Annotated in this window: 22 protein-coding genes, 1 tRNA gene and 1 pseudogene; 10 read left to right on the top strand and 14 right to left on the bottom strand. The window is 60.8% G+C overall.

Annotated features, from left to right (window positions below):
* Positions 1 to 21 precede the first annotated feature (21 nt).
* Positions 22 to 543: a YdcF family protein gene (locus AC1DWA_RS09040; RefSeq protein WP_020970286.1), complete on the bottom strand. Its 522-nt coding sequence runs from the start codon at positions 541 to 543 to the stop codon at positions 22 to 24.
* Positions 544 to 596: 53 nt separating this feature from the next.
* On the opposite strand from AC1DWA_RS09040, the gene AC1DWA_RS09035 reads away from it, so the two are divergent.
* A complete protein-coding gene (locus AC1DWA_RS09035) occupies positions 597 to 1,376 on the top strand; it encodes a hypothetical protein (RefSeq protein WP_020970285.1) in 780 nt (259 codons plus the stop codon).
* Between the two features lie 92 nt (positions 1,377 to 1,468).
* Positions 1,469 to 3,238: a YveK family protein gene (locus AC1DWA_RS09030; RefSeq protein ID WP_155404271.1), complete on the top strand. Its 1,770-nt coding sequence runs from the start codon at positions 1,469 to 1,471 to the stop codon at positions 3,236 to 3,238.
* 15 nt (positions 3,239 to 3,253) lie between these two features.
* On the opposite strand, the gene AC1DWA_RS09025 is transcribed toward AC1DWA_RS09030, so the two are convergent.
* The 7 genes from AC1DWA_RS09025 to AC1DWA_RS08995 form a co-directional block, all read right to left on the bottom strand.
* Positions 3,254 to 4,342 (bottom strand): cellulase family glycosylhydrolase, encoded by a 1,089-nt coding sequence (locus AC1DWA_RS09025; RefSeq protein WP_046379985.1) that lies wholly within the window; start codon positions 4,340 to 4,342, stop codon positions 3,254 to 3,256.
* A gap of 229 nt (positions 4,343 to 4,571) precedes the next feature.
* Positions 4,572 to 5,657 carry a glycoside hydrolase 5 family protein gene (locus AC1DWA_RS09020; protein WP_020908553.1) on the bottom strand — a complete coding sequence of 362 codons (1,086 nt, stop codon included), beginning with the start codon at positions 5,655 to 5,657 and terminating at the stop codon, positions 4,572 to 4,574.
* Positions 5,650 to 6,738 (bottom strand): glycosyltransferase family 4 protein, encoded by a 1,089-nt coding sequence (locus AC1DWA_RS09015; protein ID WP_019744638.1) that lies wholly within the window; start codon positions 6,736 to 6,738, stop codon positions 5,650 to 5,652. Before AC1DWA_RS09015 ends, AC1DWA_RS09020 begins: the two co-directional genes overlap by 8 nt.
* Positions 6,735 to 8,324 (bottom strand): flippase, encoded by a 1,590-nt coding sequence (locus tag AC1DWA_RS09010; RefSeq protein WP_052740952.1) that lies wholly within the window; start codon positions 8,322 to 8,324, stop codon positions 6,735 to 6,737. The genes AC1DWA_RS09015 and AC1DWA_RS09010 overlap by 4 nt, the downstream gene beginning before the upstream one ends.
* Positions 8,325 to 8,331: 7 nt before the next feature.
* Positions 8,332 to 9,354, bottom strand: a complete 1,023-nt coding sequence (locus tag AC1DWA_RS09005) for a glycosyltransferase family 4 protein (RefSeq protein WP_257209761.1) — start codon at positions 9,352 to 9,354, stop codon at positions 8,332 to 8,334.
* Positions 9,282 to 10,688 (bottom strand): O-antigen ligase family protein, encoded by a 1,407-nt coding sequence (locus AC1DWA_RS09000; RefSeq protein ID WP_020970281.1) that lies wholly within the window; start codon positions 10,686 to 10,688, stop codon positions 9,282 to 9,284. The genes AC1DWA_RS09005 and AC1DWA_RS09000 overlap by 73 nt, the downstream gene beginning before the upstream one ends.
* A gap of 11 nt (positions 10,689 to 10,699) precedes the next feature.
* Positions 10,700 to 12,466 carry an alpha/beta fold hydrolase gene (locus tag AC1DWA_RS08995; protein ID WP_052740951.1) on the bottom strand — a complete coding sequence of 589 codons (1,767 nt, stop codon included), beginning with the start codon at positions 12,464 to 12,466 and terminating at the stop codon, positions 10,700 to 10,702.
* A gap of 116 nt (positions 12,467 to 12,582) precedes the next feature.
* Between AC1DWA_RS08995 and AC1DWA_RS08990 the strand changes: the two genes are divergently transcribed.
* Entirely contained in the window at positions 12,583 to 13,719 is a 1,137-nt protein-coding gene (locus AC1DWA_RS08990) for a glycosyltransferase (protein WP_046378948.1), read from the top strand.
* Here AC1DWA_RS08990 and efeB read toward each other — a convergent pair.
* From efeB to efeU, 3 genes are read right to left on the bottom strand one after another with little or no spacing between them, the layout of a single operon-like run.
* Complete coding sequence (gene efeB / locus AC1DWA_RS08985; protein WP_046378947.1) at positions 13,692 to 14,972, bottom strand: iron uptake transporter deferrochelatase/peroxidase subunit; 1,281 nt, start codon at positions 14,970 to 14,972, stop codon at positions 13,692 to 13,694. The genes AC1DWA_RS08990 and efeB overlap by 28 nt on opposite strands.
* The gene (gene efeO, locus AC1DWA_RS08980; RefSeq protein WP_046378946.1) at positions 14,973 to 16,103 is read right to left on the bottom strand and encodes an iron uptake system protein EfeO; all 1,131 of its coding nucleotides are present in this window, start codon (positions 16,101 to 16,103) and stop codon (positions 14,973 to 14,975) included.
* 14 nt (positions 16,104 to 16,117) lie between these two features.
* Positions 16,118 to 17,020, bottom strand: a complete 903-nt coding sequence (efeU, locus tag AC1DWA_RS08975; RefSeq protein WP_021345071.1) for an iron uptake transporter permease EfeU — start codon at positions 17,018 to 17,020, stop codon at positions 16,118 to 16,120.
* Positions 17,021 to 17,160: 140 nt separating this feature from the next.
* Between efeU and AC1DWA_RS08970 the strand changes: the two genes are divergently transcribed.
* From AC1DWA_RS08970 to AC1DWA_RS08945, 6 genes are all read left to right on the top strand, one after another.
* Positions 17,161 to 17,973 (top strand): lytic transglycosylase domain-containing protein, encoded by an 813-nt coding sequence (locus tag AC1DWA_RS08970; protein WP_019744629.1) that lies wholly within the window; start codon positions 17,161 to 17,163, stop codon positions 17,971 to 17,973.
* A gap of 214 nt (positions 17,974 to 18,187) precedes the next feature.
* Positions 18,188 to 19,474: a phosphopyruvate hydratase gene (gene eno, locus AC1DWA_RS08965; RefSeq protein ID WP_019744628.1), complete on the top strand. Its 1,287-nt coding sequence runs from the start codon at positions 18,188 to 18,190 to the stop codon at positions 19,472 to 19,474.
* Between the two features lie 20 nt (positions 19,475 to 19,494).
* Positions 19,495 to 20,226, top strand: a complete 732-nt coding sequence (locus AC1DWA_RS08960; protein ID WP_031333701.1) for an FtsB family cell division protein — start codon at positions 19,495 to 19,497, stop codon at positions 20,224 to 20,226.
* The gene (locus tag AC1DWA_RS08955) at positions 20,223 to 20,768 is read left to right on the top strand and encodes a DUF501 domain-containing protein (RefSeq protein WP_020908542.1); all 546 of its coding nucleotides are present in this window, start codon (positions 20,223 to 20,225) and stop codon (positions 20,766 to 20,768) included. Before AC1DWA_RS08960 ends, AC1DWA_RS08955 begins: the two co-directional genes overlap by 4 nt.
* Positions 20,765 to 21,730, top strand: a complete 966-nt coding sequence (locus AC1DWA_RS08950; RefSeq protein ID WP_477846223.1) for a Ppx/GppA phosphatase family protein — start codon at positions 20,765 to 20,767, stop codon at positions 21,728 to 21,730. Before AC1DWA_RS08955 ends, AC1DWA_RS08950 begins: the two co-directional genes overlap by 4 nt.
* Before the next feature lie 34 nt (positions 21,731 to 21,764).
* Positions 21,765 to 21,838 (top strand) — tRNA-Leu (locus AC1DWA_RS08945).
* 60 nt (positions 21,839 to 21,898) lie between these two features.
* Here AC1DWA_RS08945 and AC1DWA_RS08940 read toward each other — a convergent pair.
* A pseudogene (locus AC1DWA_RS08940) lies at positions 21,899 to 22,111 on the bottom strand (tyrosine-type recombinase/integrase); the annotation flags it as partial.
* Positions 22,112 to 22,155: 44 nt separating this feature from the next.
* Between AC1DWA_RS08940 and AC1DWA_RS08935 the strand changes: the two are divergent.
* Positions 22,156 to 22,881, top strand: coding sequence for a recombinase zinc ribbon domain-containing protein (locus tag AC1DWA_RS08935; RefSeq protein WP_400819674.1), 726 nt, complete (start codon positions 22,156 to 22,158; stop codon positions 22,879 to 22,881).
* A gap of 20 nt (positions 22,882 to 22,901) precedes the next feature.
* On the opposite strand, the gene AC1DWA_RS08930 is transcribed toward AC1DWA_RS08935, so the two are convergent.
* Together AC1DWA_RS08930 and AC1DWA_RS08925 are read right to left on the bottom strand one after the other, a co-directional pair.
* The gene (locus AC1DWA_RS08930) at positions 22,902 to 23,318 is read right to left on the bottom strand and encodes a PIN-like domain-containing protein (RefSeq protein ID WP_400819677.1); all 417 of its coding nucleotides are present in this window, start codon (positions 23,316 to 23,318) and stop codon (positions 22,902 to 22,904) included.
* Complete coding sequence (locus tag AC1DWA_RS08925; RefSeq protein ID WP_400819680.1) at positions 23,315 to 24,004, bottom strand: DUF433 domain-containing protein; 690 nt, start codon at positions 24,002 to 24,004, stop codon at positions 23,315 to 23,317. The genes AC1DWA_RS08930 and AC1DWA_RS08925 overlap by 4 nt, the downstream gene beginning before the upstream one ends.
* Between the last annotated feature and the right edge of the window lie 113 nt (positions 24,005 to 24,117).

Here is a 24,117-nt window from a genome sequence, read left to right as displayed (position 1 = left end):
CCCTCCTGTCAGCTGTCGAGCTCAACAATGCGAGAACAGATTCTTGACGTAGCCGGCAGTTTGGTAAACGTAGTTGAATGCCCACGTCCCGATCGAGAGTTCCGGACGGCTTGCGACCATGACCAGTTCTCCTTGATAACACTGCGAAATGATGTGCCGCGCCCGCGAGATATGAGGAACGAACGTCACGACGATGACAGTCTTCCATCCGTTGGCATTGGCCATTCTCTCGATTTCGAACCCCTCGCCCTCGGTGGTGGACGGTGAGGGGACGAAACAGTCGACAGGGAAGTCGAACGTACCCTCGCAGATCGACCGCATCTTCTTGTCGTTGTCGCCGTAAGGATTCGAGAAGATCAGGCGTGGTGCGTAACCGTCTTTCATCAGTTGGATTCCGACCTCCTCGCGTCCGTCGTGTGCTCCGCCGAGGACAACGATAGCGTCAGCACTTCGTGGTGCATCGATCTTGGGTGAGACGAAGACGGGCCAACCCGCTGCCGCACCAAGGGCGAGGAGTGATAGAGGTATGCCCGCAATCTTCAAGGCCGATTTGATCTGTTTGATGGCCCCACAATACCTGGACCCAGGAGACGACGATGATCGGATGGCAACTACTTCGGACGGTGGCGGGGTTGACCGCCTTACGGGATGCCTATGGGCAGAACATGTCTGGACTCGTACCTGAGACCGGTGTGTATCTCGCCGACGACGGTTGGTGGATCGCTCTCACGGGTGCACCCGATCCCAGCTACAACCTTGCATTGGTCCATGGGGGTGATGTGCGGAAAAACACGGTCGCCGTTGTGGAACGAGTGCTCGCAGAGCGACTGCGCACCGTTGTCATGCTCGCCGGGGCGGGTCTGGATGCCGCGACCGTCCTCGCGGATGCAGGGTGGGTGTGCGTAGGTTCGAGTTCGCTGCGCGCGCTACCGAATTCTCCGTCAGCGCCGGATGCCGCGGTGCGGATCCTGGAAGGTGGCGACCTGCGTTCAGCACGGCAACTTGCGGAGGATGTTTTCGGTATCGATCGCGAATCTGCGACTCTGGTGTATCAGGAGGCGGCCCCCGACCGACCAAGTGAGCGTTCAGTCGTCGGCCTGTTCGAACTCGACACGCTGCAGACCGCAGCGATGCTGTCGTTCGGTAAGCCCATCAGCACTGTGTGGGCGGCCGGAACCAGGGCGCAAGGACAGCGGCGCGGACATGGGTTGCGGGTCCTTCGGCAAGTGTCGGCAGCCGCATTCGAGGCTGTCGGCGACGGCGCCGTGTGTGGTCTCGCCAGCGCTGCCGGCAATGCTCTGTACGACGCGAGCGGAGCCGAAATCGTCGAGTACTGGCAGATGTGGTCGCGACCGCGATGGCTACTTGGTAGCTGACATCAGCCGTCAGGTATGTTTGTGTGCGTTCGGCAAACTTTTGGTTTCTTTCAGCTACGCTTCAACGCGCGATCCAATCGGGGGTACTCAAGATGGCAGATTCGAGTACCAGGGATGCGGCGATACGTCGCGAACTCGGCGTTCCGCCCACTTTCGACCTGGTGAGGCATGCACGAAACCTTGCAAGAGTGTTCTTCCCCGCTCTTGTCATCGCATTGCTCGTCGGTGGGATTGTCTACGCTGTGCGGGGAAGCGCGACACCGGTGTATCAATCCGACATCGTCGCGGAGGTTCAGTCTGCCTCGCAGATCGTCGTGACGGACGCGAACCTCGGCCAGTTGGTTGCCCCCTATGTCGCACTGGCCACCGATAGCGATGTGGTTGCCGCCATCCACGACCAGTTGAATAACGGGTGGACGACAGCGGATGTCTCGAGCCACATCTCGGTGACGCCGGGTACTTCTCCGGCATTGGTATTCGTCAAGGCGACTGCCTTCAGTCAGGCTGACGCGGACGCGCTGGCACGAATAGTCGTCGCCACCTTGAGCGACGCGCAGGCGCGACGCAATGCAGACACGCTGGATCGTCGTACCCGAGTTCTCACCGACGACATCGCTCGATTGAACGGGGACTTGGACGCAGCGCGGCGAGAAAGCTTGGACGAATACGAGACGCCCGCCGACGATCCGACTATCAAGGCGGATCTCGACGCGAGGCTGGAGCAGTTGCGCCAGTTGAGATCGACCGTATCCGGTTCCGACCGACTGCAGTTGCTTTCCGCCCCCGCGGGCACGGGTCTGCCGGTTGCACCGAAGCCGCTCGTCGAGTCGGCGGTTGCGTTCTTGGTGGTCCTCATTCTCGCTGCCGAAATCCTCTCTGCCTGCCGGGGTCGATTCAGTTCGCGAGTGACCGACGCGTGGGCACGTCGAACGGCCCGGAAATACGGAGCCTCACTACTCCTGCAGCACTCCGAAGCCGCTGAGTTTCCACCGAACCTCGCGCTGACGATATGCCAGCGTGCAAGTCTCGGTGATCATGTCCTGGTGCTTTCGGGTGACGGCGTCCCCTCGACATCATGGGATGTTCCTGCGCACGTGCGATCCGGGGTCTCCCGATATTCGCTGAAGTCGGACTGGTGGAGCCGATTTGACTCCAATGGAACCGGGTTTGCCCTGATTGTTGTCTCCGCACAGCAATCCAACCAACGGGAGATCGTCGAATGCCTCAGAGCCTTAGCCGAAGTCGATGTTGCGCGAACACTGGTACTCGTGGGTCCGTCTGCTCCCGAGCCTCTCCTCGACGTACTTACCCTCGCGGTGCTGCGTCGCAGACGCAGGCCCGCAAGTTCAGTGAAACTGGCGGCCGAGCCGACCAACTCGGCCACGAACTCACAGACCCCGTCCGACAGCGCCTGGGTGAAGTCCGGTGCGCCGCGGCTGAACGAGCCTTCCGTTGCCGTGCCCTACGGAATGGATACTTCCGACCTGGTTTCGAGGAGGGATCGCGCCAGCCTGGTGGATGCGAAAACGGTCAGTATTGCGAAGAAGAACCTGCCGAAGGGCACGGCTACGCCCAAGTCGAGCGCAGGGGTCGAGCTCGAAGAGCCGCAGGTCGTGCAGACTGTTGATGTCGAGGGGGCCGGAGTCGAGGCGTCCGTAGTGGAAACTTCCGGAGCGGAGACGACCAGCACTGATGCAACTGGTGTCAAGGCGTCCGGGGAAGCCGACGGCATCGACTCCGAAGCCTCGACCGAACGAATTATGTTGACCTCCAAGGATATAGCGGAAATTCGAAAGAGGAGGCAAAGAACTCGCGTGAGCCTTATACGTTCGGATTCAGCAGACGGACAGTCGGAATCCTGAAGGACCGGGCTTTCACTAGATCTTGGGTGTGCCGCACCCTCCAACTGCCTGTTTCACCGCCGCGAGTGCGGGTTTCGGAGTGTAGTTGATCGTGACCAGACCGAAGTTCTGTTCGATATCCGAAGTGTTGGTTCCGCGATCACGCATGCTGTAGATGAAAATGCGCTCGATGTAACCGAGCACCTTTGCTTGCGCGAATCCATCCGAGACGATGTTGGCCTGTAATTGCGGGCTGACGGCGGTCGGGCCTGTACCTGTCGGAGCTCCGAATTCGGTTGCCCAGACTTTCTTTCCGCTGTCCCCGTTCTGCACCATCGATTCTCGCATCAGTCGGATCCTGTAGAAAGTGTTCCAATTCTGGGTGGACGAATCCGAAGGTAGCGCAGGCCAACTGTACGGATGGATCGAAAAGACATCGAATGAAGACTTTGCTCCTGCCGCGTACATACCCTTGAGATATGTGACCGGTGAGATGTCGGATCCGTTGTCGACGGCCGGTGCCAAACCGCCGTTGAGAATCTTTGCACCCGGTTGTACCGCACGGATACTTGCAGATGCGGCTTTCAGGAGTGCAGTGTAGGTGTTCACATTCGGCTTGGGGCGGAAGAATTGTGTCAGGTTCGGTTCGTTCCAAATCTCCCAAGTGCTGATTCTGTTCGAGTACCGTTGTGCTGCTTGTTGTGCAAACTTGGCAAACGCGGCCGGATCGGATGGATACCCGTGGGTATCGCTGACCCCGGCGACGCGAGCCCAAGCCGGCGTGTACGTAACGATTCCCAAGACGCTCAATCCTTGGAGACGTGCTCGATCGACGACGCGGTCGGTTGCGCTCCAATTCTGTTGGCCCTTGGTTGATTCGACGGCGGACCAATCGACGTCGAACCTGAGCCAGGTCGCGCCGGCATTCTTCATTGCGGTCAGTTCTGCATCGAGATCATTCTGAGAGAGACCGTTGAGTGGGGCGCCCGCGGCGATCCCTAAACCAACGGAACTGCACGTCGAGTTCGGGGTTGGGGTTGTTGTTGGAACTGGACTCGGTGCACACGCGCTCAATGACCCGACAGTCAACAGGGCGCAGGCGAGGGACAATCGAAGTCGACTCACGTCGACCACCTTCTTTCCACAGTGACTCGAAACCGGTGCGGGACAGACAAGTTGGAAGCCGAACTAGATGACCAATCCGACAAATCAAAGAATTGCATGAATTGGGTCACTTGGCACCAGTCTCGAAGTCGGTTCTGCAGTACTTCCGTCCGGTTGGGTGCTACTGCGAAATGCGCCGGTTGGTATTGTCCGATTTTCTCGGTGACTGTGGTCGAAAATGATCAATAGTTCAGAGGCATCCTCCAGTTTCGTTTGCATCTTGCAACACGGCCATAGCGGGCTTCGGTTCGAAGTCGAGATTCAGAAGGCCAAAGTTTTGTTCGCGATCACCGGGATCGGAGCCGCGGTCCTGGAGACTGTAAACGAAGACCTTCTGAACGAACCCGAGGCTACGTGCTTCGTTGAATCCGTCACGCAGTATCTCGGCTTGCATCGACTCGGTCACAGCGTCGAGACCAGTTCCTGTTGGTGCCCCGAATTCGGTCGCCCAAATAGATTTGGTCGAGTCGCCGTTTGCAACCATTGTGTCGTGCATCAGCCGCATTCGATAGAAAGAGTTCCAGTTTCGAGTCAACGGGTCCGAGGGCAGTGCCGGGTAGGTGTACGGATGCATTCCGACAACGTCGAAGTGTTGTCCAGCTCCATATTCGTAGATGTTCGCGAGGAACGTCGTGGGGCTTATGTCAGCGCCGTTGTCAGTTGCGGGGGACAAGCCACCGGAGACAATTGTTGCGCCCGGTTGCACTGCCTCGATTGCTACGCTCGATGCGGCGAGCAGCTTCGAGTAATACTCAGGATCCGGCGTCGGATTGAAGAATGTTTGGAGATTGGGCTCGTTCCAGATCTCCCATGACGAAATGGAATTCGAGTAGCGGGCAGCGGCAAGCGCCGCGAACCTACCGAACTCGTCCGGGTCGGCCGGACGGGTATGCGTGTCAGGACTCGTCGCTGCCGGATCTCTTGCCCAGGCAGGCGTGTAGGTGATGAGACCCAGAATCTCGAGTCCGGAAGATTTTGCGATGTCCACGAGGCGATCGGTTCCGGACCAGTCGAAGGCGCCCTCGGTACTTTCGATGGCGGACCAGTCGATGTCGAATCTGACCCAGTGCGAACCCGATGATCGAATAGCTTCCACCGTTCGATCCATTTCGGCGTCACTCATTGCGGTATAGCCGGAACCAAGTGCGATGCCAGTATTGTCTGACGAAGGTTGAACTGCGCAAGGTTCGCCGGTTGCGGTAATCGAAGAATGGACTACCAATCCGACAATCAACAAGACCACTGCGACTGCGGCGACTCGACGTGCCTTAGCCATCGATGAGCTCCTTCAGCAGAGCCGGAAGATTCTTCTGGATGTCATATCGGTCCTCTACCTTCCGCCGGCCGATGCGTGACAATTCGGATCGTGCACTCCCGTCCTCCAACAGTCTCGTTATCTCGGCTGCGAGTTCTACTGAATCAGATGGCTCAACGAGCGATCCGGCGCCGTCCCCCAGTAGCTCACTGGTGCCGCCGAGATCTGTTCCGACGACTGGCACTCCGATGCTCATTGCTTCGAGTGCCACGAGTGGGCCGGCTTCGGGAGAGGTGCTCGCAGAAATCGCGATGTCCCATCCTTTGATAGTTGCCAGTGAATCGACATATCCGAGAAATGTGACGCGACCCGCCAGATCCGACTGCTGTGCGCGTTCACGTAGTACTTGTGCGTACATTTCGTCGCCAGGGAACGGAAGTCCGGCGATTTCGAGTTGGACGTCTACTGTGCGGGCGATGGCATCCATCAACACCAAGTGGCCTTTCCACGGCGTCAGTGACCCGATGATTCCGACAACTCGGCGTGCCGGTGATCGAACTTCCGTTACCTCAGGGGGAACTACAACACCAAGTCGTGATACCGAGGTGGGAATTCCCAGCGAAAGAACAGGAAGCGAGGTCGGTCCGGAGACGGCGACTGCTCGTCGGATCCCGGGTTTTGCAATCCGTACGACGATTCGTTGTTTTGTGCTCGAGAGAGTGTCGTGGACAAGCCACGTTGCACGTTGCGGTACGCGGCCGAGCCTGATCACCGGCAATGCGAACAGTGAGTTGACTATCACGGTCGAGCTGGCCGACTGAGCCCGAGACGCAATGATGCGCCCGGCAATTCGCCAATTCTTTGCAACTTCGAGAATCGCCAGGACGCGTGCCAGACCCCCTTCGCCTCTGAGCGACAGGGTTGGTAGCGTGACCGTTTCGAAGTCGACTGACGCGCGTGCGCGATCCCTCAGCGGCCCTTCCGGACAAGCCAACGTTACCGTGAAACCCTGCTCGTGTGCCAAACGCATCAGTTGGAGCATGACCAGTTCGGCGCCGGAGATCTCTCCAGTGTGGCTGACGAAAATGATCGTTCGTGTCATTTTGCTTCCCTGTCGGGTTTTACCATTGCGAGTGGCGACTTCCCGCCCGCGAGCGATACAAGTGCATAGATTCCGACTGTCCCAAGTGGAGCGAGAACCGAAACGACTGGCCATGGCACGCCCAACCTTTCGACGCAGATCGTTCCTGCCACTGTGACCACCGCGCAGAGGGCGACGGCCGCTCCGAGCGGGAGCATCGGAAACATTCTGTGAACCGGCAGACTTTGCCGCACCACAATCCAAATTGCAACGAAAAGAAGCAGTTCGGTCGATACGGTCGCAACTGCCGCTCCGTTGAATGACATTCGAGGAATCAACACGATGTTGACCACGATATTGAAGAGTAAGCCGCCCAATGCAATCCACGGATATATTCGATGCCGGCCGCTCGCAACCAGGATCATCAACCCCAACTGGGTGAGCATCGAGAAGCATGCGCCAAGCACCAACAGTCGCGTCGAGGTCCCTGCAATTGCGAACCGCTCTCCGTATAGAAAGGTGAGCACTCCGGTGGCAGCAGGCCAGAACGCGGCGATCGATGCGCTCCCGAGAACTGTCAGGACGATGAATGTTTCGCGGCTTCGTTCGCGGAACACTCCCACGCTGTCGGGCCAATATGACACGAGAAGTGTTGTTACCGGGGTGACTACGGTGATTGCGACGATTTGCAGAAGGTCCGCGAATTTGTACCCGATGGTGTACAAGCCGACCGAATCGAAAGTATCGAGCTTGCCCAAGAGCAGCACATCCACTTTGGACAGAAGCGTGACCAAAGCGAAGCCGATGCTCAAAGGGATTGCTTCGATCAGCATTTCCCGCCACCTACGAAACTGCGCTCGTGACGACGGCCTTGGCCCGGCGACGCCCTTTCGGACACCGCGCACTTTCACGACGGCCGCGACCACTTCGTTGATGACCGCAGGGATGACGAGAACGAGGAGGATCGGCTGCCACAAAACCGCGACGATGGTCGCGACAAGCTGGGCGAGTTGCCCGACGCCCTCGGCGATTGCGACATACGTCATGCGCAGGCGGCTCTGGTACATGACGGAAAGTGCATGGCTGGGAGTGGCAACGACAACGACCAAACCAGCGACCGCCGTTGCTTCGACCACTTCTGCGGGGTAGCGGAGAATCCAGACATAACCCACCGCGACGATGTATCCGAAAAGACCAAGGGCGACCCGTAGGGATATGAACGCGGTGGTGACCAGCGAAACTTCCCACGGATTGCACTCGACCAACTTCGCGAGCACCACTCGGCCGACGCCGAGATCGGTGACGACGGACAACAATCCGAGCAATCCGAAGATGAGGGAGAACTGACCGAATTCGTCAGGGCTGATCGAACGCGCGATCAGAACCGAGCCGGTCCACCCCATCGCTGCCACTGCGATCCGGCTTCCGAGCATGATCGCAGTGCTTCGGCGTGCATCGTTCGCAGTCAAATCCGGAGCGGCCGGCCCGTGGATTTTCGTCTCTCGCTCGCGACGTTCCTTCTCGAACTTGTCGATAGCGGCCTGGCGCAATTCGGCGAACTCTCGCGGCGATACGGGCTCGGTGCCCGTCGAATTGCGATTCGTCATGAGCAACTCACACGCTCAGCCCTGCAATGCGGTACGCGTCAACCGTGTATTCGGCTGTTCGGGTCCACGTCGATCGGGCCGCGACACGTGGCGCAGATATACGGAGTGCGGTGTTGACATCGTCGTCCAGGACGACTGAGCGAAGAGCGGCCAACCAGGAAGCCTTGTCGTGCTTGCGGACAAGCACGGCGGCGTTGTCGGCGAATTCGGTCAGTGCTCCGACCGCACTCGCAACCACTGCCGCGCCGCACGCCATGGCTTCGAGTGGCGGCAGACCGAACCCCTCGTAGTGGGAGGAGTAAGCGACAGTAGTTGCGGCGGAATAGAGTGCCGGAAGGTCTTCTGTCGCGACGTAACCCAATCCTCGGGCGGAACGGGGCGCGTCGGGGCCCGTCGAGCCGGAGCCCGCCAGCAGAAAAGGAATCGACAGCTCCGTGCACGCTTCGGCGACCAGAGCGACATCTTTTCGAGGTTCGATCGTTCCGACCTGCAGCACGAATCGCTCCGGCAGTTTCAATCGCCGCCGAACTTCGGTCACTGCAGCTTCGGTGGGGATCGTGGCCCAGGATGCGGGTGCCAGCGGCGTGACAACGGCATGCCGACCGCTCAGTGCGAATATTCTTTCGGCGGTGAAGTCCGATACTGCAATGACGACGTCGGCCTTGCGTAGCGCCGCGGACAGGAGTCGGCGTTCGCCAGCTGCTCGATATCGACTGAAGGCCCACGGAACGTCGAATACCGACATGTCGTGAAACGTCGAGATCTTCAGGCCGCCTTGCCCGATCGGGAGGTCGACGTCGAGGCTGTGGAACAAGTCGCTGCCCGCGACCGGCACCATCGCCCACGCGGCTCTGCGTGCTCCGGAGGCAACAGGGCGCGTCACGGCGCGCACTCCGGTTGGAATCTCATCGACAGCGTCGATTTGCACTGTTGCGCTGAGGTTCGTCGATTCGCTGATCAGTGGGGAGAGTTCTCGGAGTAGTTCGCGTGCATAGGTTTGGACGCCGCCCCCACCAGGTCGGAGTGCCATGGCTCCGAGGGTGATTCGTGATCGGATATCGCTTCTTTCTCCGAGTGGTGTTGAGTCAGTGCGCATCCCACGGTTCCAATCAGTAGCCAAAAGTAGAGGTCGAGGGGAAATATCTCGAAATATGTCGAGACGACAGAAGCGACCGCGGCCGCGACGATCGAGGCGCTGACACCGAGAGCCAAAGCGCCGTCCGAGCCGGGAAGCACACGCGATGCCCTCAGCGCGGACGCTCCGGAAGATATGAGGACCAGGACAAAAATCCACAAGCCGATCGGTCCGAGCTCGACTGCGACTTTCATGTAGTAGTTGTCGGGCTGATAGGGGATCAGCCCAAGTGTTGTCGCGGCCTTGATCGTCATCGTGTTGAGCATCGGTTGCGCTGCTTCCGCCGCCTTTGCCGCCGCGGATCCTGTTGCGCCCAAACCTTGCCCGAGTGGATGCACGAACAGCGAGCTGATTGTCGACGACCATCCGCTACCGCGTTCTTCGAGACTGTACGACGAGAACAGTGGTTTGACGATTGATGGTGGTGCCAACAGAAGTACGAAGGGAACGGCAGCGGCAGCCGCGCCGAACAACATCAAGATAGACCGATACTTGTATACGGCAATCCAGAGAAGCCCGACAGCCAACCCGATGTAGCTGGCCCGCACAATCGAGACTCCCATGCCTACGACCATGATCGGAGTTGCGGCCAGAAAGATAATGTTGCGCAGCCGTTTCGGATCCGCGAGAGCGACCGAAATGCCGACGATCAAACTCAGCATCACGAAGAGACCGAACGCAAACGGACCGGTGAAAGTGCTGAAGCTTCGCAAGATCGAGCCGGTGATTCGAATCTGCTCGGTGTAGCTGTAGCCGAGATCCACCAGGTATGCAGGCCCTACTGCTTGCTGAAGGAGTCCGATGACTGCTGTCAGTATCCCCATACCCATCAGGACGGACACGAGATGATCTCGGTCGTCCCGCGAGAACGGTGCGCGCCAGAGAATGACGGGTATCAAGATGTAGAAGTAGGTGATCTTTATCGATGTCACCCCGGCGATACCGGACAGAAGCAGTGCTGACGCGGAACCGAAAGCTACCCAGGCCGCGGCAGCCGGCCACCAAGGCATCGAGGGGCGCACTACCCGAAGGCGATTGGGGCTGACGAAGGTGCATCCCAACGTGAGCAGGAGCAACCCCTCCTTCCAACCGGCCATCGATGTCCCGCCGGGAATGATCGCCAACAGACCGTGGAGCGGAGCGAACAGTGCAACAAGCAGCAAGCCGCGTTGTGGTCGCTGGTAGATCGCAACGACGATGGGTACTGCGAAGATTGCAGCAACAATCATGAATGATGTGTTCACGCGATGAACCGGTTCGCATTCGCCGTGTCGGCCCGAGGGACCGTCGTAATTCCGAATGCTTTCGCTATCGAAGAAATCGCCTTTGTTTGCACGATATTTCGGAGGTCACGATGGTAGGACGGGTGATCGCCGACCGGTGGCATGATCGCGTCGAACGTTTGTCCTCGGTGAGTCATCCGGGCAACGCCTTCGGGTCCGCGTTGCTGATTGAACCATGCGGCGTCCGCGGGGGAGAGGATGACGGTGGTATCCACCCCACGCTTGCAGAGTGCCTCCAGCATTACCTCAGGAACCTGCGTGATTCCCCTGATTCCCAGAAGCTTCCACGCTGGATAGGGGAGACGGGACTGCAGTACGCCTTTCACCCGTCCGCGGAGGGGAAGTTTCGTGGTTTCGGCACCTGGATCGATTCGAGGAGCCTCCGGCAAGACAGCATCCATCAGGGACTTCTTGCGCCTCACCGACCACAAGATCATGTTCACGAGTATTGTCGATCTCGCACCCATCTGGAGCGCCATGGACGCTGAGGTCCATGCCCCCGAACACAATCCGGTCATCACGAGGTTTCTCGGATCTGCGCCGAGTGCGGCAACGGCAGTGCGTGCGTCCTCGTCTGCCGCGTGTGAATAGACCGACGTCGGATTGTCGGCGTCGATCGGACCCGAGTCGCCGACCCCTCGTCGGTCGAATCGGAGACTCGTGACCGAGAGAGCCGCGGCCTCACGAGCGATGGTCACCCACGAGCGGCCAGGCCCGACTCGATGCTCGATTGCCGTAGTGAAGAACAGTAGTCCGCGCTCGGGAGGCGCATCGGTGGTCGATATGTTGCCTGCCTCGGATTCGGGAGAAGTTGCGGGATGCGTGCGGATCGCGAAGAGCTCCTGAGCACCGAATCGTTCCAACGTCTCGAACACCTCCTCGCCGACTTCGGTGACCGCGACGCGAGCTGTGGTGGTGATCGCGGGAGTGAACGCGGAGGAACTCGTGGGCGCGTGGCGATCCAACCACTGTGCGATTTCGCTGATGTGTGTGTAGGGGATGTCGACGTAGAAACTGGGAGGCGACGTGAACGCGTCGTGGTTCTCCAAGATCATCATCTCGGGATCAAGAGTTGCTGCGAGCCCGGCGACAGCCCTGCTGTCCAGTACCGAAGACTTCACGGCCAGAAGGGTGCGTGGACGTCCGAGAAATGGTCCGGTGATGCGGAGACGTGACAGTTGGTCGGCGCATTCGGGTGCCAGCACGCCACCCATGATCGACACACGTGAGTCGGCGGGATCGTCCTCTCCGACGCTGATCGCATAGAACGCACGTTGTTCCCTGAGGTAGTTGCGGCCGGTCAGAATTGGGTCCCACAGGACTATCGAGTTGACGGCTCCGCACTCCTGCAATGCCGACGCTGCCAGGAGGGCCCCAACTCTCAGTCCGACGATACTGACGGATTCCGCGCCCGCTCGTCGGACATAGTCCACAGCGCTGACGATGCTCTTCAGCCAGAGGGTGAGAGCGTCTGGATCGTCTTCGGCGCCGGCCGAGTCGCCGACTCCCGCGTACTCGAAACGAAAAGCTGCCATACCCTGTGCCGCGAGTTTTTCGCCGAGAAGTCGCATGCCGCGATAGGTGTCGATGTGCTCCTTGCCCAGCGGGGGACACATGACCACGGCTTCTCGGACAGTTCCTGAAGAGGGCACGTGAACGAATCCGAGCAACGGCCTGTCTGCCGACCCGAACCACGTGGCCAGTTGAGTCTCGATGGTGATCACTCCGGTCAAGATCGGTTGCCTGTATGTTGCTAGTAAACATACCAGTAGTCTGTTTGGTGCCGATCCGGCAATCTCTAGGTTTGTGGAGCGCCAAAAAAGCGCATAGGAGTCCGAAAATGTCAGGTGTACTCGTCCATGAATGGATAGAGCGTTCGGGCGGCGCAGAGAAGGTGCTGGACGAGTTCGTCAACTGCTATCCGGACGCTGACCTGTATTGTCTGTGGAACGATGCTCCCGGGCGTTACTCGACAACCGATGTCAACGAAAGTGCGCTCGCTGCAACGCCATTGCGTCGTAGCAAAGCGCTCTCATTGCCTGTCATGCCGTTCACCTGGCGAGGGTTGGAGAACCGCGGCTACGACTTCGCGCTGATCAGCTCCCACGTGTTTGCCCATCACGCAACATTCAGGGAGCAGTCTGCGCGATTCCGGAAATTCGTCTATGTGCACACCCCCGCCAGGTACGTGTGGAACCCCGAACTGGACGAGCGTGGAAACTCGCCACTCGCGAGGCTGGGATCACCCATTCTGCGCAAAATCGACCGCAAGAGAGCGTCGGAGGGGGCCTCGTTCGCAGCGAACAGTGAGTTCGTCAGTCGACGGGTTGAGCGCGCCTGGGGCGTGCAGTCACGGGTCATCCACCCCCCGGTGGACGTCGACCGGATCTCCGCCGTCGAGGATTGGCGGTCCCGATTGAGCGAAAACGAACTTCAGCTACTATCCAGTTTGCCCTCACCATTCGTTCTCGGTGCCTCGAGGTTCATTCCGTACAAGCGTTTGGACTGGGTGATCCGGGCAGCCGAGCGGGCCGGGACGGCTGCTGTCATCGCAGGGTCGGGCCCGGAAGAGGATCGGCTCCGCGCGATGGCTGACTCTGCGTCGGTTCCCGTTCGAATTGTTCGTCGCCCCTCGGATGCGTTGCTTTTTGCGCTGTATCAGCAGGCGCTCGCATACGTCTTTCCGGCGATCGAAGACTTCGGAATCATGCCGGTGGAGGCGATGGCTGCGGGTGCGCGCGTGATTACGAACAGCACTGGTGGAGCTTCGGAAACCGTGACACCTGGTGTCGACGGACTCCATTTCCACGACGACAGTTGGGAATCGGTGGCCGAGTGCATCCGAGATGTCGCCGCGGTGGACGTGAATGGTGCCCGCTCGTACGAGAAGTACTCCGTGCGCAGATTTCGCTCCGAGATCGCAACCTGGACCGGTGTTCCGGTGTTCGGCTACGCGAACAGTGTTTCGCCCCAGTAGTGTCCGTCGGCGAGACCGCCGGGGCACGCGAAGACGGCAGAACCGACGTGTTGGATGTATTCGTTCAGCGCATCGTGTCGTGAAAGGTTTTGCTGCATCGGAACAAATTGCTCGACCGGATTCCGGCAGTACGCAACGAAGAACAGTCCCGCGTCCAGGTGGCCGAAGCCGTCGGAGCCGTCGGTGAAGTTGTATCCGCGGCGCAAGATCTGAATCCCACCGAGTTCCTCGGCAGAGGCCAGGCGCACGTGTGAATCCTCCGGGATGACGAAGTCGTGGCCCATTTTGGAATCGAGATCAAGTTCGTCGAACTCGTCTTTGGCGCCGAGTGGCGCTCCGCTGCGTTTGGAGCGGCCGATGACAGCTTCCTGTTCCTTGAGTACTGCGCGATCCCACTGCTCGATCAGCATGCGGATTCGTCTGGCGACGAGGAATGATCCGCCTGCCATCCAGGCCTGATCGTCAGTGGGATCAACCCAGACGTGCTGGGCGAGTGCGTTTGGATCTTCCGCCTTGATGTTGGCTGTTCCGTCCTTGAACCCGAACAGATTTCGTGGTGTCGCCTGCGTCGTCGAGGTCGAGGACGTTCGCCCGAACCCGAGTTGTGACCACTTGACCGACGCGGTCCCGAAAGCGACTCGCGCGAGGTTGCGGATCGCATGGACGGCAACCTGGGGATCGTTGGCGCACGCTTGGATGGCGATGTCGCCCCCGCTGCGATTCGGATCGAGGTTGTCCGCGCGGAAGTGGGGGAGATCGAGCAGGGCAGCAGGTTTCTTGTCTGCGAGCCCGAAACGGTCGTCGAAAAGTGACGGTCCGAATCCGATGGTCAGGGTGAGTTGCGACGGCGCGAGATCGAGTGCCTCACCGGTATCGCTCGGTGGCGCGTACGGACCGTCGCCGGTCGCTCCGTCCTCGGTTGCTTCCTGACCCGCTGTCATTCGTTCGGCCATCGCCGTCCACGTCTGCAGCAGCGTGATCAGTTCGTCGCGCGACTTCGTCGTCACATCGAAAGCGACGAAGTGCATGCGATCCTGGGCCGGCGTCGTGATGCCTGCCTGATGCTCGCCGCGGAATGCCACCACGTCTGCGTGATCGGTGCCGGAATTCTCGTCGGCGGTCACCCGCCCGATGACGGCACCGGCACCGGCCAGGACGGCGCCGGCCCCCACGGCGCCGAACAGTCGGCGCCGTGAGACCGCATGCGGTGCTGCGTTTTCCGCAGCGGGTGTGCCTTCTGGTGAATCAGTCATCTACTGTCCCGCGACTACTTCCTGGACCTGGCTGACCTCGGCGGACAGAGCATCGATTTTACGCGAGAGTTCTTGACGCTGCGCTTCGGTGACGGTGTCGTAGTACACGAATCCGTCGCCGACGCGGAACTGCGCCAGAGCGGCGTCGAGGTCGGCGAATCGGTCCGCGATGCGCTGGGCGAGCTCGGGATTACGTTCCTGCAGAATCGGGTTCAGTGCCGCGATCGCCGCCTGTGAGCCGTCGACGTTGGCCTGGAAGTCCCACAGGTCGGTGTGCGAGAAGATGTCTTCCTCTCCGGTGATCTTGGAAGTCGAGATCTCGTCGAGCAGTCCTTGGGCGTCGCCGGCGATCTTGGTTGGGTCGATCGTGTAGTCCTCGGCGTTCACCTGATCGGCAAGATACTGAATGTCTTCGAGCAGTTGATCGGCGACTGCGTTGGTATCCGGCTGAAATCCGGTGACCCACAAATCCTTCTCGAGGCGGTGGAATCCCGTCCAGACCTGACCGGGCTCCAGGTCCGCTTCGCGCAGGTCAAGCTTGGGATCGAGTTCGCCGAAGCTCTCGGCTTCGGGCTCGATGCGCTCGTAGTAGGTACGTGCGATCGGGAACAGTGCCTTCGCCTGGTCGACGTTGCCGGACTGGACGGCGGCGACGAACTGAGCTGCGGTGTCCTGCAATGCGACGATCTGGCTGCGAATGTACCGCCGGTAGCCGTCGGCAGCTTCGGCGAGTTGTCCGCTCTCGTCGGTGGCCGCCTGCGAATCGCCCGTGACGACGAAGTCCTGGCGGATGCCGGTTCCGACCATGCCCGGCTTGCACGCGAGTTGATAGGTCGCAGCCTCGGGGAGGGAGACGATCAGCTGCCGGGTAAGGCCGGGGCCGATGTTCTCGACTTCGCCCATCGCTCGATCACCCTCGGCGAAGACGTAGAACTCGGTGACCTTCGAGCCGTTGTTCGTCACCTGGAACGTCGAACTGCCAGTGGTCCCGGTGGTGGCACTGACGTCACACGAATCGTCGGTGGCCGTGACGACGATGTCGCCGTCGCTCGCCGTCGTCTTCTCGGTGCACGCGGCGAGGGAGAAGGGAAGTACCGCAGCCGTGGCCAGTACGAGGGTGGATTTACGCATGTCGGCAATGCCTCTCAGGATTTTTCGGGAACGTGTGTGTCGTGCGCAGGCGGGGCCGTCGGCTCGGTTGGCTTCGACGGAAGGGGACGCAGGAAGAGTGCTAGGACGACTACGAGGTAGACGACCCACGCGACGGCTTGCAGGACCGTCGGATCCGGGCGGAAGTTGAAGATTCCGGCGAGGACGGTGCCGTACCAGGTCGACGGGTCGTAGCCGGGCGTCAGGTTGAACGCGAGATTCGAACCGCCCGGAAGCACATTTCCGGTCTGTAGAGCGCGAACACCGTACGAGAGGATTCCGGCGGCTACGACGATGAGGAAGATCGCCGTGTACCGGAAGAAGGTCGTCAGGTTGAGACGGAGGGCGCCGAAGTACATGGCGACGGTCAAGACGGCGGCCAGGAGAATTCCGAGGAGCAGTCCGACCAACGGCCAGGAGCTGCCTGCGGTGTTCTCGGCGTATCCGACCATGAGCAACGCTGTCTCGACGCCTTCACGACCGACCGCGAAGAACGACAGCGACAAGATGGCGACGGGGCCGGCGATCAACGCCTTCTCCATCCCCGCTTTCAGATCGCCGGAAATGTTCTTCGCAGCCGTGCGCATCCACAGGACCATGATCGTGACGATGACGACGGCGACCAGGGAGGCAACGCCCGCGATGATCTCTGCGGTCAGGCCGTCGACCGTCGACGTTCCGTAGTGGATCGCGAAAAAGATGATCGCCACCATGGCGACGGCGATCGCGACGCCGAGCCACACCCATTTGAGTGCATCCCTGCGCTGAGCTTTCACGAGGTAGGCAGCGAGAATCATCACCACGATGCCCGCTTCGAGGCCTTCGCGCAGACCGATCAGGCCACTACCGAATAACTGGGTGGCAACTGATGGTGTGCTCGCGGCAGCGAGTACCGACACGGGCACGGGCGACTCCTGACTGAGTGAGTGCGACAGCTTCTGCCGAACGTATGAGGCTAGGCCAGCCTTAACTCAGAAGAAGATACTCCACAAGCGGTGGTGAACCACGCCCTGACCTGTACTTTTGCTGTTCTTTACCAATGGATTCGGGAGTACTTCGCTCGCATGTGGATGATGGAAGGGTGTACCGAACTCCCGCAGCCCGCAGAAGTCCCCGGCGTCTCTCGAGAGTCGTAGCCGCAGTAGCTGCCGGAACAGCCTTGCTGGGCGCAGGCATCGTGGCGTGTGGATCGAACGAACCGAAAGTAGCCATTCCGGAGGGCATACCCCCAGGTACCGGCTCTCCGACGCCACCGATCGACATCAATGCCCCCGGCCGCAGTGCTGATCAACTCGCCGACTGGGCCGCGGGATTGTCGGACGACATCGGGATCGGGACCACGGCACTCGAGGCGTACGGGTACGCCGCTGCGGTCATGGCCGAGACGCTTCCCAGCTGCGGAATCGGGTGGACGACATTGGCCGGTATCGGCAGCGTCGAGAGCCGACACGGGACCTACGACGGTTCGTCGGTCGATGCGTTCGGCCAGGTCGCCCCGACGATTCGGGGAATCCCTCTGGACGGTGGCCCGGGAGTTGCCGAGATCCCCGACACCGACGGCGGGGCGATGGACGGCGATCCAGTGCACGACCGTGCGATGGGGCCCATGCAGTTCATCCCTGAGACGTGGCTCAAATGGGGAGTCGACGCCAACGGCGACGGCCGGGTGGACCCGGACAACATCGACGACGCTGCCCTCACCGCCGCTCGTTACCTGTGTGCACGCGGGGGAGACCTCACTGCCGCTGCCGGGTGGCAGCAGGCGCTCATGGCGTACAACCTCTCGGGCGACTATCTCGCGCTCGTTCGTGATCGTGCGTCGGCGTATTCAGTCGGGGTACGGCCGGACTGACGGCGATCGATCCGCAGGTCGGGCCCGTGACCGCGCGTCGATAAAGAAGCCTTCGGCCCGTGCGGTTAGGCTGTGTGCTGGCACTACAGAGGTGCTGGCACTGCAGAGGTCCAGCCGCGATCGTGGTCCTCTTTCGACCGGAGGGGTCGGAGCCCAAGTGTCAAGCACGCAGAGCGTGCCCCAATGCGAAGCCCATTCGAAGGAGAACCACACAGTGGCCAGTATTGAGCAGGTCGGAGCTCGCGAGATCCTTGATTCACGTGGCAACCCCACGGTTGAGGTCGAGGTTCTGCTCGAAGACGGAAGTTTCGCCCGGGCTGCGGTGCCGTCCGGTGCTTCCACCGGTGAGCACGAAGCCGTCGAACTGCGCGACGGTGGCGCACGCTACGGCGGAAAGGGCGTCGAGAAGGCCGTGGAGGCTGTGCTCGGCGAGATCGCTCCGGCCATCATCGGCATCGACGCAACCGAGCAGCGCACGGTCGACCAGGCGCTGCTCGACGCAGACGGCACCCCGGACAAGTCGCGTCTGGGCGCAAACGCTCTGCTCGGTGCCTCGCTTGCCGTGGCTCGCGCCGCTGCCGAGTCCTCGGGCCTCGAGCTGTTCCGCTACGTCGGTGGCCCCAACGCTCACGTTCTCCCTGTCCCGATGATGAACATCCTCAACGGTGGCGCGCACGCAGACACCGGTGTCGACGTCCAGGAGTTCATGGTTGCTCCCATCGGCGCACCGAGCTTCAAGGAATCGCTGCGCTGGGGTGCCGAGGTCTACCACTCCCTGAAGTCGGTCCTCAAGGAGAAGGGCCTCTCCACCGGTCTCGGTGACGAAGGCGGATTCGCTCCTGACGTCGCGGGCACCAAGGAAGCACTCGACCTCATCACGATCGCCGTGAACAAGACCGGCCTCAAGCTGGGCACCGACGTCGCGCTCGCTCTCGACGTCGCCGCCACCGAGTTCTACACCGACGGCACCGGCTACAAGTTCGAGGGCAAGAACCGCACCGCGGCCGAGATGGCGGCGTTCTACGCCGAGCTCATCGACGCCTACCCGCTCGTTTCCATCGAGGATCCGCTCGACGAAGACGACTGGGACGGCTGGGTCGCACTCACCGATCAGATCGGCAACAAGGTCCAGCTCGTCGGCGACGACCTCTTCGTCACCAACCCCGAGCGCCTCGAAGAAGGCATCGTCAAGGGTGCGGCAAACGCACTCCTGGTGAAGGTCAACCAGATCGGCACTCTGACCGAGACCCTCGACGCCGTCGATCTCGCTCACCGCAACGGCTACAAGACGATGATGAGCCACCGTTCCGGCGAGACCGAGGACACCACCATCGCCGACCTCGCGGTTGCCGTCGGCAGCGGTCAGATCAAGACCGGTGCTCCGGCCCGCAGCGAGCGCGTTGCCAAGTACAACCAGCTGCTGCGTATCGAGGAGAACCTCGGCGACGCAGCACGTTACGCCGGCGAGGTTGCGTTCCCGCGCTTCGCTTTCGAGGCCTGACGGAAATCTAAGATTCAGTAGTGTCTGCACAGCGCGGTAAGCCACGATCCCCCGGCGGAAGTCCGGGGGGTCGTGGTTCCCGTCGTGGGGACACACCGTCGCGTGCGCGTCGTGACAGCGCTCGACGCCCACGCGCGTCGGAACCGGCATCTTCGGTAGATCCGGCAGCAGTTGATTCCGCTGCGACAGACCCCGCGCAACCGGGGGTCTCCGCCGAGAAAGCGTCGGCGCGTGGGTCGAGGTCGGCCCGGGGGAAGAGCGGAACCAACAAGTTCTGGTCTCGGCTTCCGAAGTCGGACAACACCATTTTCGGCTTGTCCACCAGTCGGGCCGTTGTGCTCGCGATGGTTGTGCTCATGCTGGCGCTGACACTGGCAGTGCCGCTGCGTACGTACATCAGCCAGCGTTCGGATGCCGCGCAGGTGGCGGCCGAACGTCAGGTGCTCGAGGAAGAACTGCGAAAGCTGCAGGGCCAGAACGCGCGCTTCGACGACCCTGCGTACATCGAAGCTCTTGCACGAGAACGCCTTCGGTACGTCAAACCGGGCGAGACCCCGTTTCAGGTTCAGCTTCCCGGCGACTACAAGGAACCCGAGAAGAAGCAGGAAAAGGAAACACCGCTGACAGGTCCGTGGTATCGCGATCTGTGGCAAACGATTTCGGAACCGCCAGTGGTTCCCGAGACGACGACACCGGCCCCGATGCCGTTGGCGCCGATAGAGCCAGAAGAACAAGGAGTACCCACCGGGTGAGCAACACGTCCGAAAATTCCCCACAGGTTTCACAAGCGGATCTCGACGCCGTTGCCGCTCAATTGGGCCGTGAGCCACGCGGAGTGATCGAGATCGCGTACCGCAGCCCGGACGGTCAGCCCGGCGTCGTCAAGACTGCCCCCAAACTTCCGGACGGAACACCGTTCCCGACGTTGTACTACCTCACCGACCCGCGACTGACGGCCGAAGCGAGCCGTCAGGAATCCGCCGGCGTCATGCGTGAAATGACCGAACGCCTGACCCAGGATCCGGAACTTGCCGCGGCCTACCGGCGGGCATACGAGTCGTACCTTGCCGAGCGGGACGCGATCGAATCTCTCGGAACCGACTTTGCCGGTGGCGGGATGCCGGATCGCGTCAAGTGCTTGCACGTGCTGATGGCGCATTCGCTTGCCAAGGGTCCCGGCGTCAATCCGCTCGGTGACGAGTCCGTTGCCTTGGCCGGCCACGGAAAGCTCCGCGGAACTGCAATTCCCGCGGACTGGCCTGGCATCGACGACGCCGACACCGCCGACCGGTGACTCGCCGTGTTGCCGCAGTCGATTGCGGTACCAACTCCATTCGACTGCTGATCGCCGACGTCGGCGCCGACGGTCGTCTGGTGGATGTCCGGCGCGAGATGCGCGTCGTGCGACTGGGTCAAGGTGTTGATGCGACAGGGACATTCGCGCCCGAGGCCATCGAACGCACTCGGGTTGCGCTGGTCGAGTACGCGTCGATGATCGCCGATGCCGGAGCAACCGCCGTTCGAATGGTCGCGACGTCGGCTACTCGCGACGCTGCGAATCGGGAAGACTACTTCACGATGACGCGGGACGTGCTCGGTGCGGTGATTCCCGGATCCGGAGCAGAGGTGATCACCGGCGACGAAGAGGCGCGACTCTCGTTCGGTGGTGCTGTGGGAGAACTTGATCCCTCCGAGGGCCCCTTCGTGGTAGTCGATCTCGGCGGCGGGTCCACCGAAGTTGTCCTCGGCGACGCGTCGGGCGTCCAGGCTGCGTACTCCACCGACATCGGCTGTGTGCGCGTCACTGAGCGGTGCCTACCGTCGGATCCGCCTATGGCAGAGCAGGTTTCCGAGGCGACGGCTTTTGCGACCGCGAAATTGGCCGAGGCATTCGAGGCCGTGCCCGTCGAGAAGGCGCACACCTGGGTGGGTGTCGCTGGAACCATGACGACGCTGGCCGCGATTGCTCAGGAACTTCCGGAGTACGACGCCGAGAAGGTGCACCTGTCGAGGATTCCGTTCAAGCAACTTTTCGAGGTGTGCGAGCGACTTACCGCCATGACTCGGGTTGATCGCGCCGCATTCGGCCCGATGCATCCGGGGCGGGTGGACGTCATCGGTGGCGGAGCGATCATCACCACGGTGCTGGCTCAGACATTCGAAGCCAAAGCCGGGATCACCGAACTGGTTGTCAGCGAACACGACATCCTCGACGGCATCGCGTTGTCGATAGCTCAGACCCACCCGATAGTCTGATTCGCGACGCACCCGACCAGTCGGGTGCGTCAAGGCCCCCATAGCCCAATTGGCAGAGGCAACGGACTTAAAATCCGTCAAGTGTCGGTTCGAGTCCGACTGGGGGCACAAGAAATGGCTATTCGAACACGCAGGTAGAGGCACGTTTTGGACAGTTTATTCGAACGCTTACGCAGTCTCTGCCCACAATTTGCCCACAACTGAATCCAACTTCGCCGCGACTGCGTTGAGATCGTCATCGAAAAGGTCGGCGTAGACGTCGAGGGTCATTGCCGCACTCTTATGTCCCAGCATCTTCTGCACGGCCTTCACATTCGCGCCGGCAGAGATCGACAGGGAAGCAGCCGTGTGCCGCAGATCGTGCGCTGTCACGCGAGGAAACGGGGAAACCGATCACCATCAAACGCGCACTCACCAACCCTCGCATGATCGGGAAGAAGCAGAGCGGCGACAAACTCGTCGCCACCACCATCCCGCCGATCCTGCAGCCCCGAACCTACAAGCGGCTGTGCGAACTGCTCCTCGATCCGGAGCGCGCGAAGTACACCGGCGACCGCACCCAAGTCGCACTCCTCGGTGGCGGGCTCGCCAGGTGCGGAGGCTGTGGCCGACCCATGTACGCGGCATCCACCGTCGGGCGGCCCACCGTCTATGCCTGCTCCACCCGCAGCAGCGACTGCCCCTCCATCGTGTCCGTCCAAGCTGAACTCCTTGAGGCGGATGTCATCGAGCGGGTCCTCGCGCGGTTGTCGTCCCCGAAGTACCGGAAGGCGTTGACGAAGTCGGTCAACGAACTCGGCTCCCGCGAGGAAGGCGAAAGCCGGGTTGTCGAACTCAATGCCCGATTCACTGCTTTGGGGGAGGACTTCGCCGACGGGCTCATCGACCGCGAAACCATGCGCGCCGGCACCGACCGCGTACGAGCGAACATCGCCGCAACCGAACTGAAGATGGCGCAACGGGAAGTCCTCATCGACCTCCCCGAACCATCAGCTGAGGACATTGTGAAGTGGTGGGAAGAGGCAGACACGCGCCGGCGCCGCGATGTCGTGTCCATCGTCGTCGACCATCTCACCGTCAAACCCACCGAGCGGCGAGGCCGCGACGGACTCGACCCGCACCGCGTCGACTACGTCTGGAAAGCGCAGTGAGTGGACACCGCGTTAGATCTCTACAGGCGGCCTGCCGTGTCGAAAACTCGGGTGTTGTTCCGCTCGGACTTCTTTAGCCGGAAAAACGTCGGTGGTGGCGTAGCTGCTAGCCGTTCGATGATGAACGGAAGCGCGTGCACCAATGTTGAGGCTGGACCGGCGATTGTGTGGTAGCCCGTCGCATGCACTTGATGTATTCCGATCCAGTGTAAGCCGGCGGCCCGACAAGCTTCGCGTTCATTTTCCCTACGGAGTTGCATTAGATCGCCGGTGACGAACACGTCGCATCTGTGCATCGCTACGTGGTCGAAGAGTTCGATGTCGTCCATGCCTTTACTGCTGATTTCCTTCACCCCGACGAATTCATGTCGCCGAAATATGGAAGCGAGATGCGAGATCATCCCCTGATTGACATTCTCATCTAGAAAGAACTTCATGCGCGCCGCCCGACGGATTCGACCTGACGATCGAAGTCAACGGCGTCGGCCACATCCATCGGGCTGACAGTTGGGAAGTATTCGCTCACATACTCTGCGGAAACTTCGCCCCCCTTGACCAGGTTTGCGATGGTGCCATAAGCGACTCGCGTTCCGCGTATGGTCGGCCAACCGCCCATGCGAGTCTCACGCACCTCAAGGTGTGGACGAGGATTGAGGAAGTCGACGACTTTCTCACCCTTCCAATTGATAAAGGGTTTGAAGACGTCCTCCAGGCTTACGAGGATCTGCTGACGAGGTGACTTGACCAGGTCGGTAACTGCCTCGCCTTCGACCAGAAACACCGAAGTACCATCTGTGGTCAGCGTATACCGAGAAGGATGATCGGTGAGATCCATATCCTGGAGCGATTGAAATGCCCGTCTGATTCGCTGGAGGGGGATTTCTTTGCGCAAACTTGCGACGGTTCGAAGTGCTACGACATCGCGAAATGAGTACAAAGCGCGTGGCTTTCCAGCAACTTCTGGAGCCAACAATGGGCTTGGCCCCTTGCGCCACGCGGCAAGTTGGCCGGATGTTGCCCCGGTGAGGGTACAAACGAGATTAACTGGAAACGACAATTCGATCACCCCCTTCAAGTCGTGGCCAGCCGATTGCGTCCATTGTGTCAGTGAGGTGCGGATCATGAAAGCGTGTTGATTCGTCGGAGGGCTGAGACGGGCACGCGCGGGTACCGTACTCCATGTCGACACTTCACCTGTCGGCCGGGCCTCGGGGGTGTTTGCCGCATCCGCCGGGG

This window comes from Rhodococcus sp. P4_F3_2 (assembly GCF_056401335.1).
Note: the sequence above shows the minus strand (reverse complement) of the source record. Positions and strands in the feature narration are given on the sequence as shown.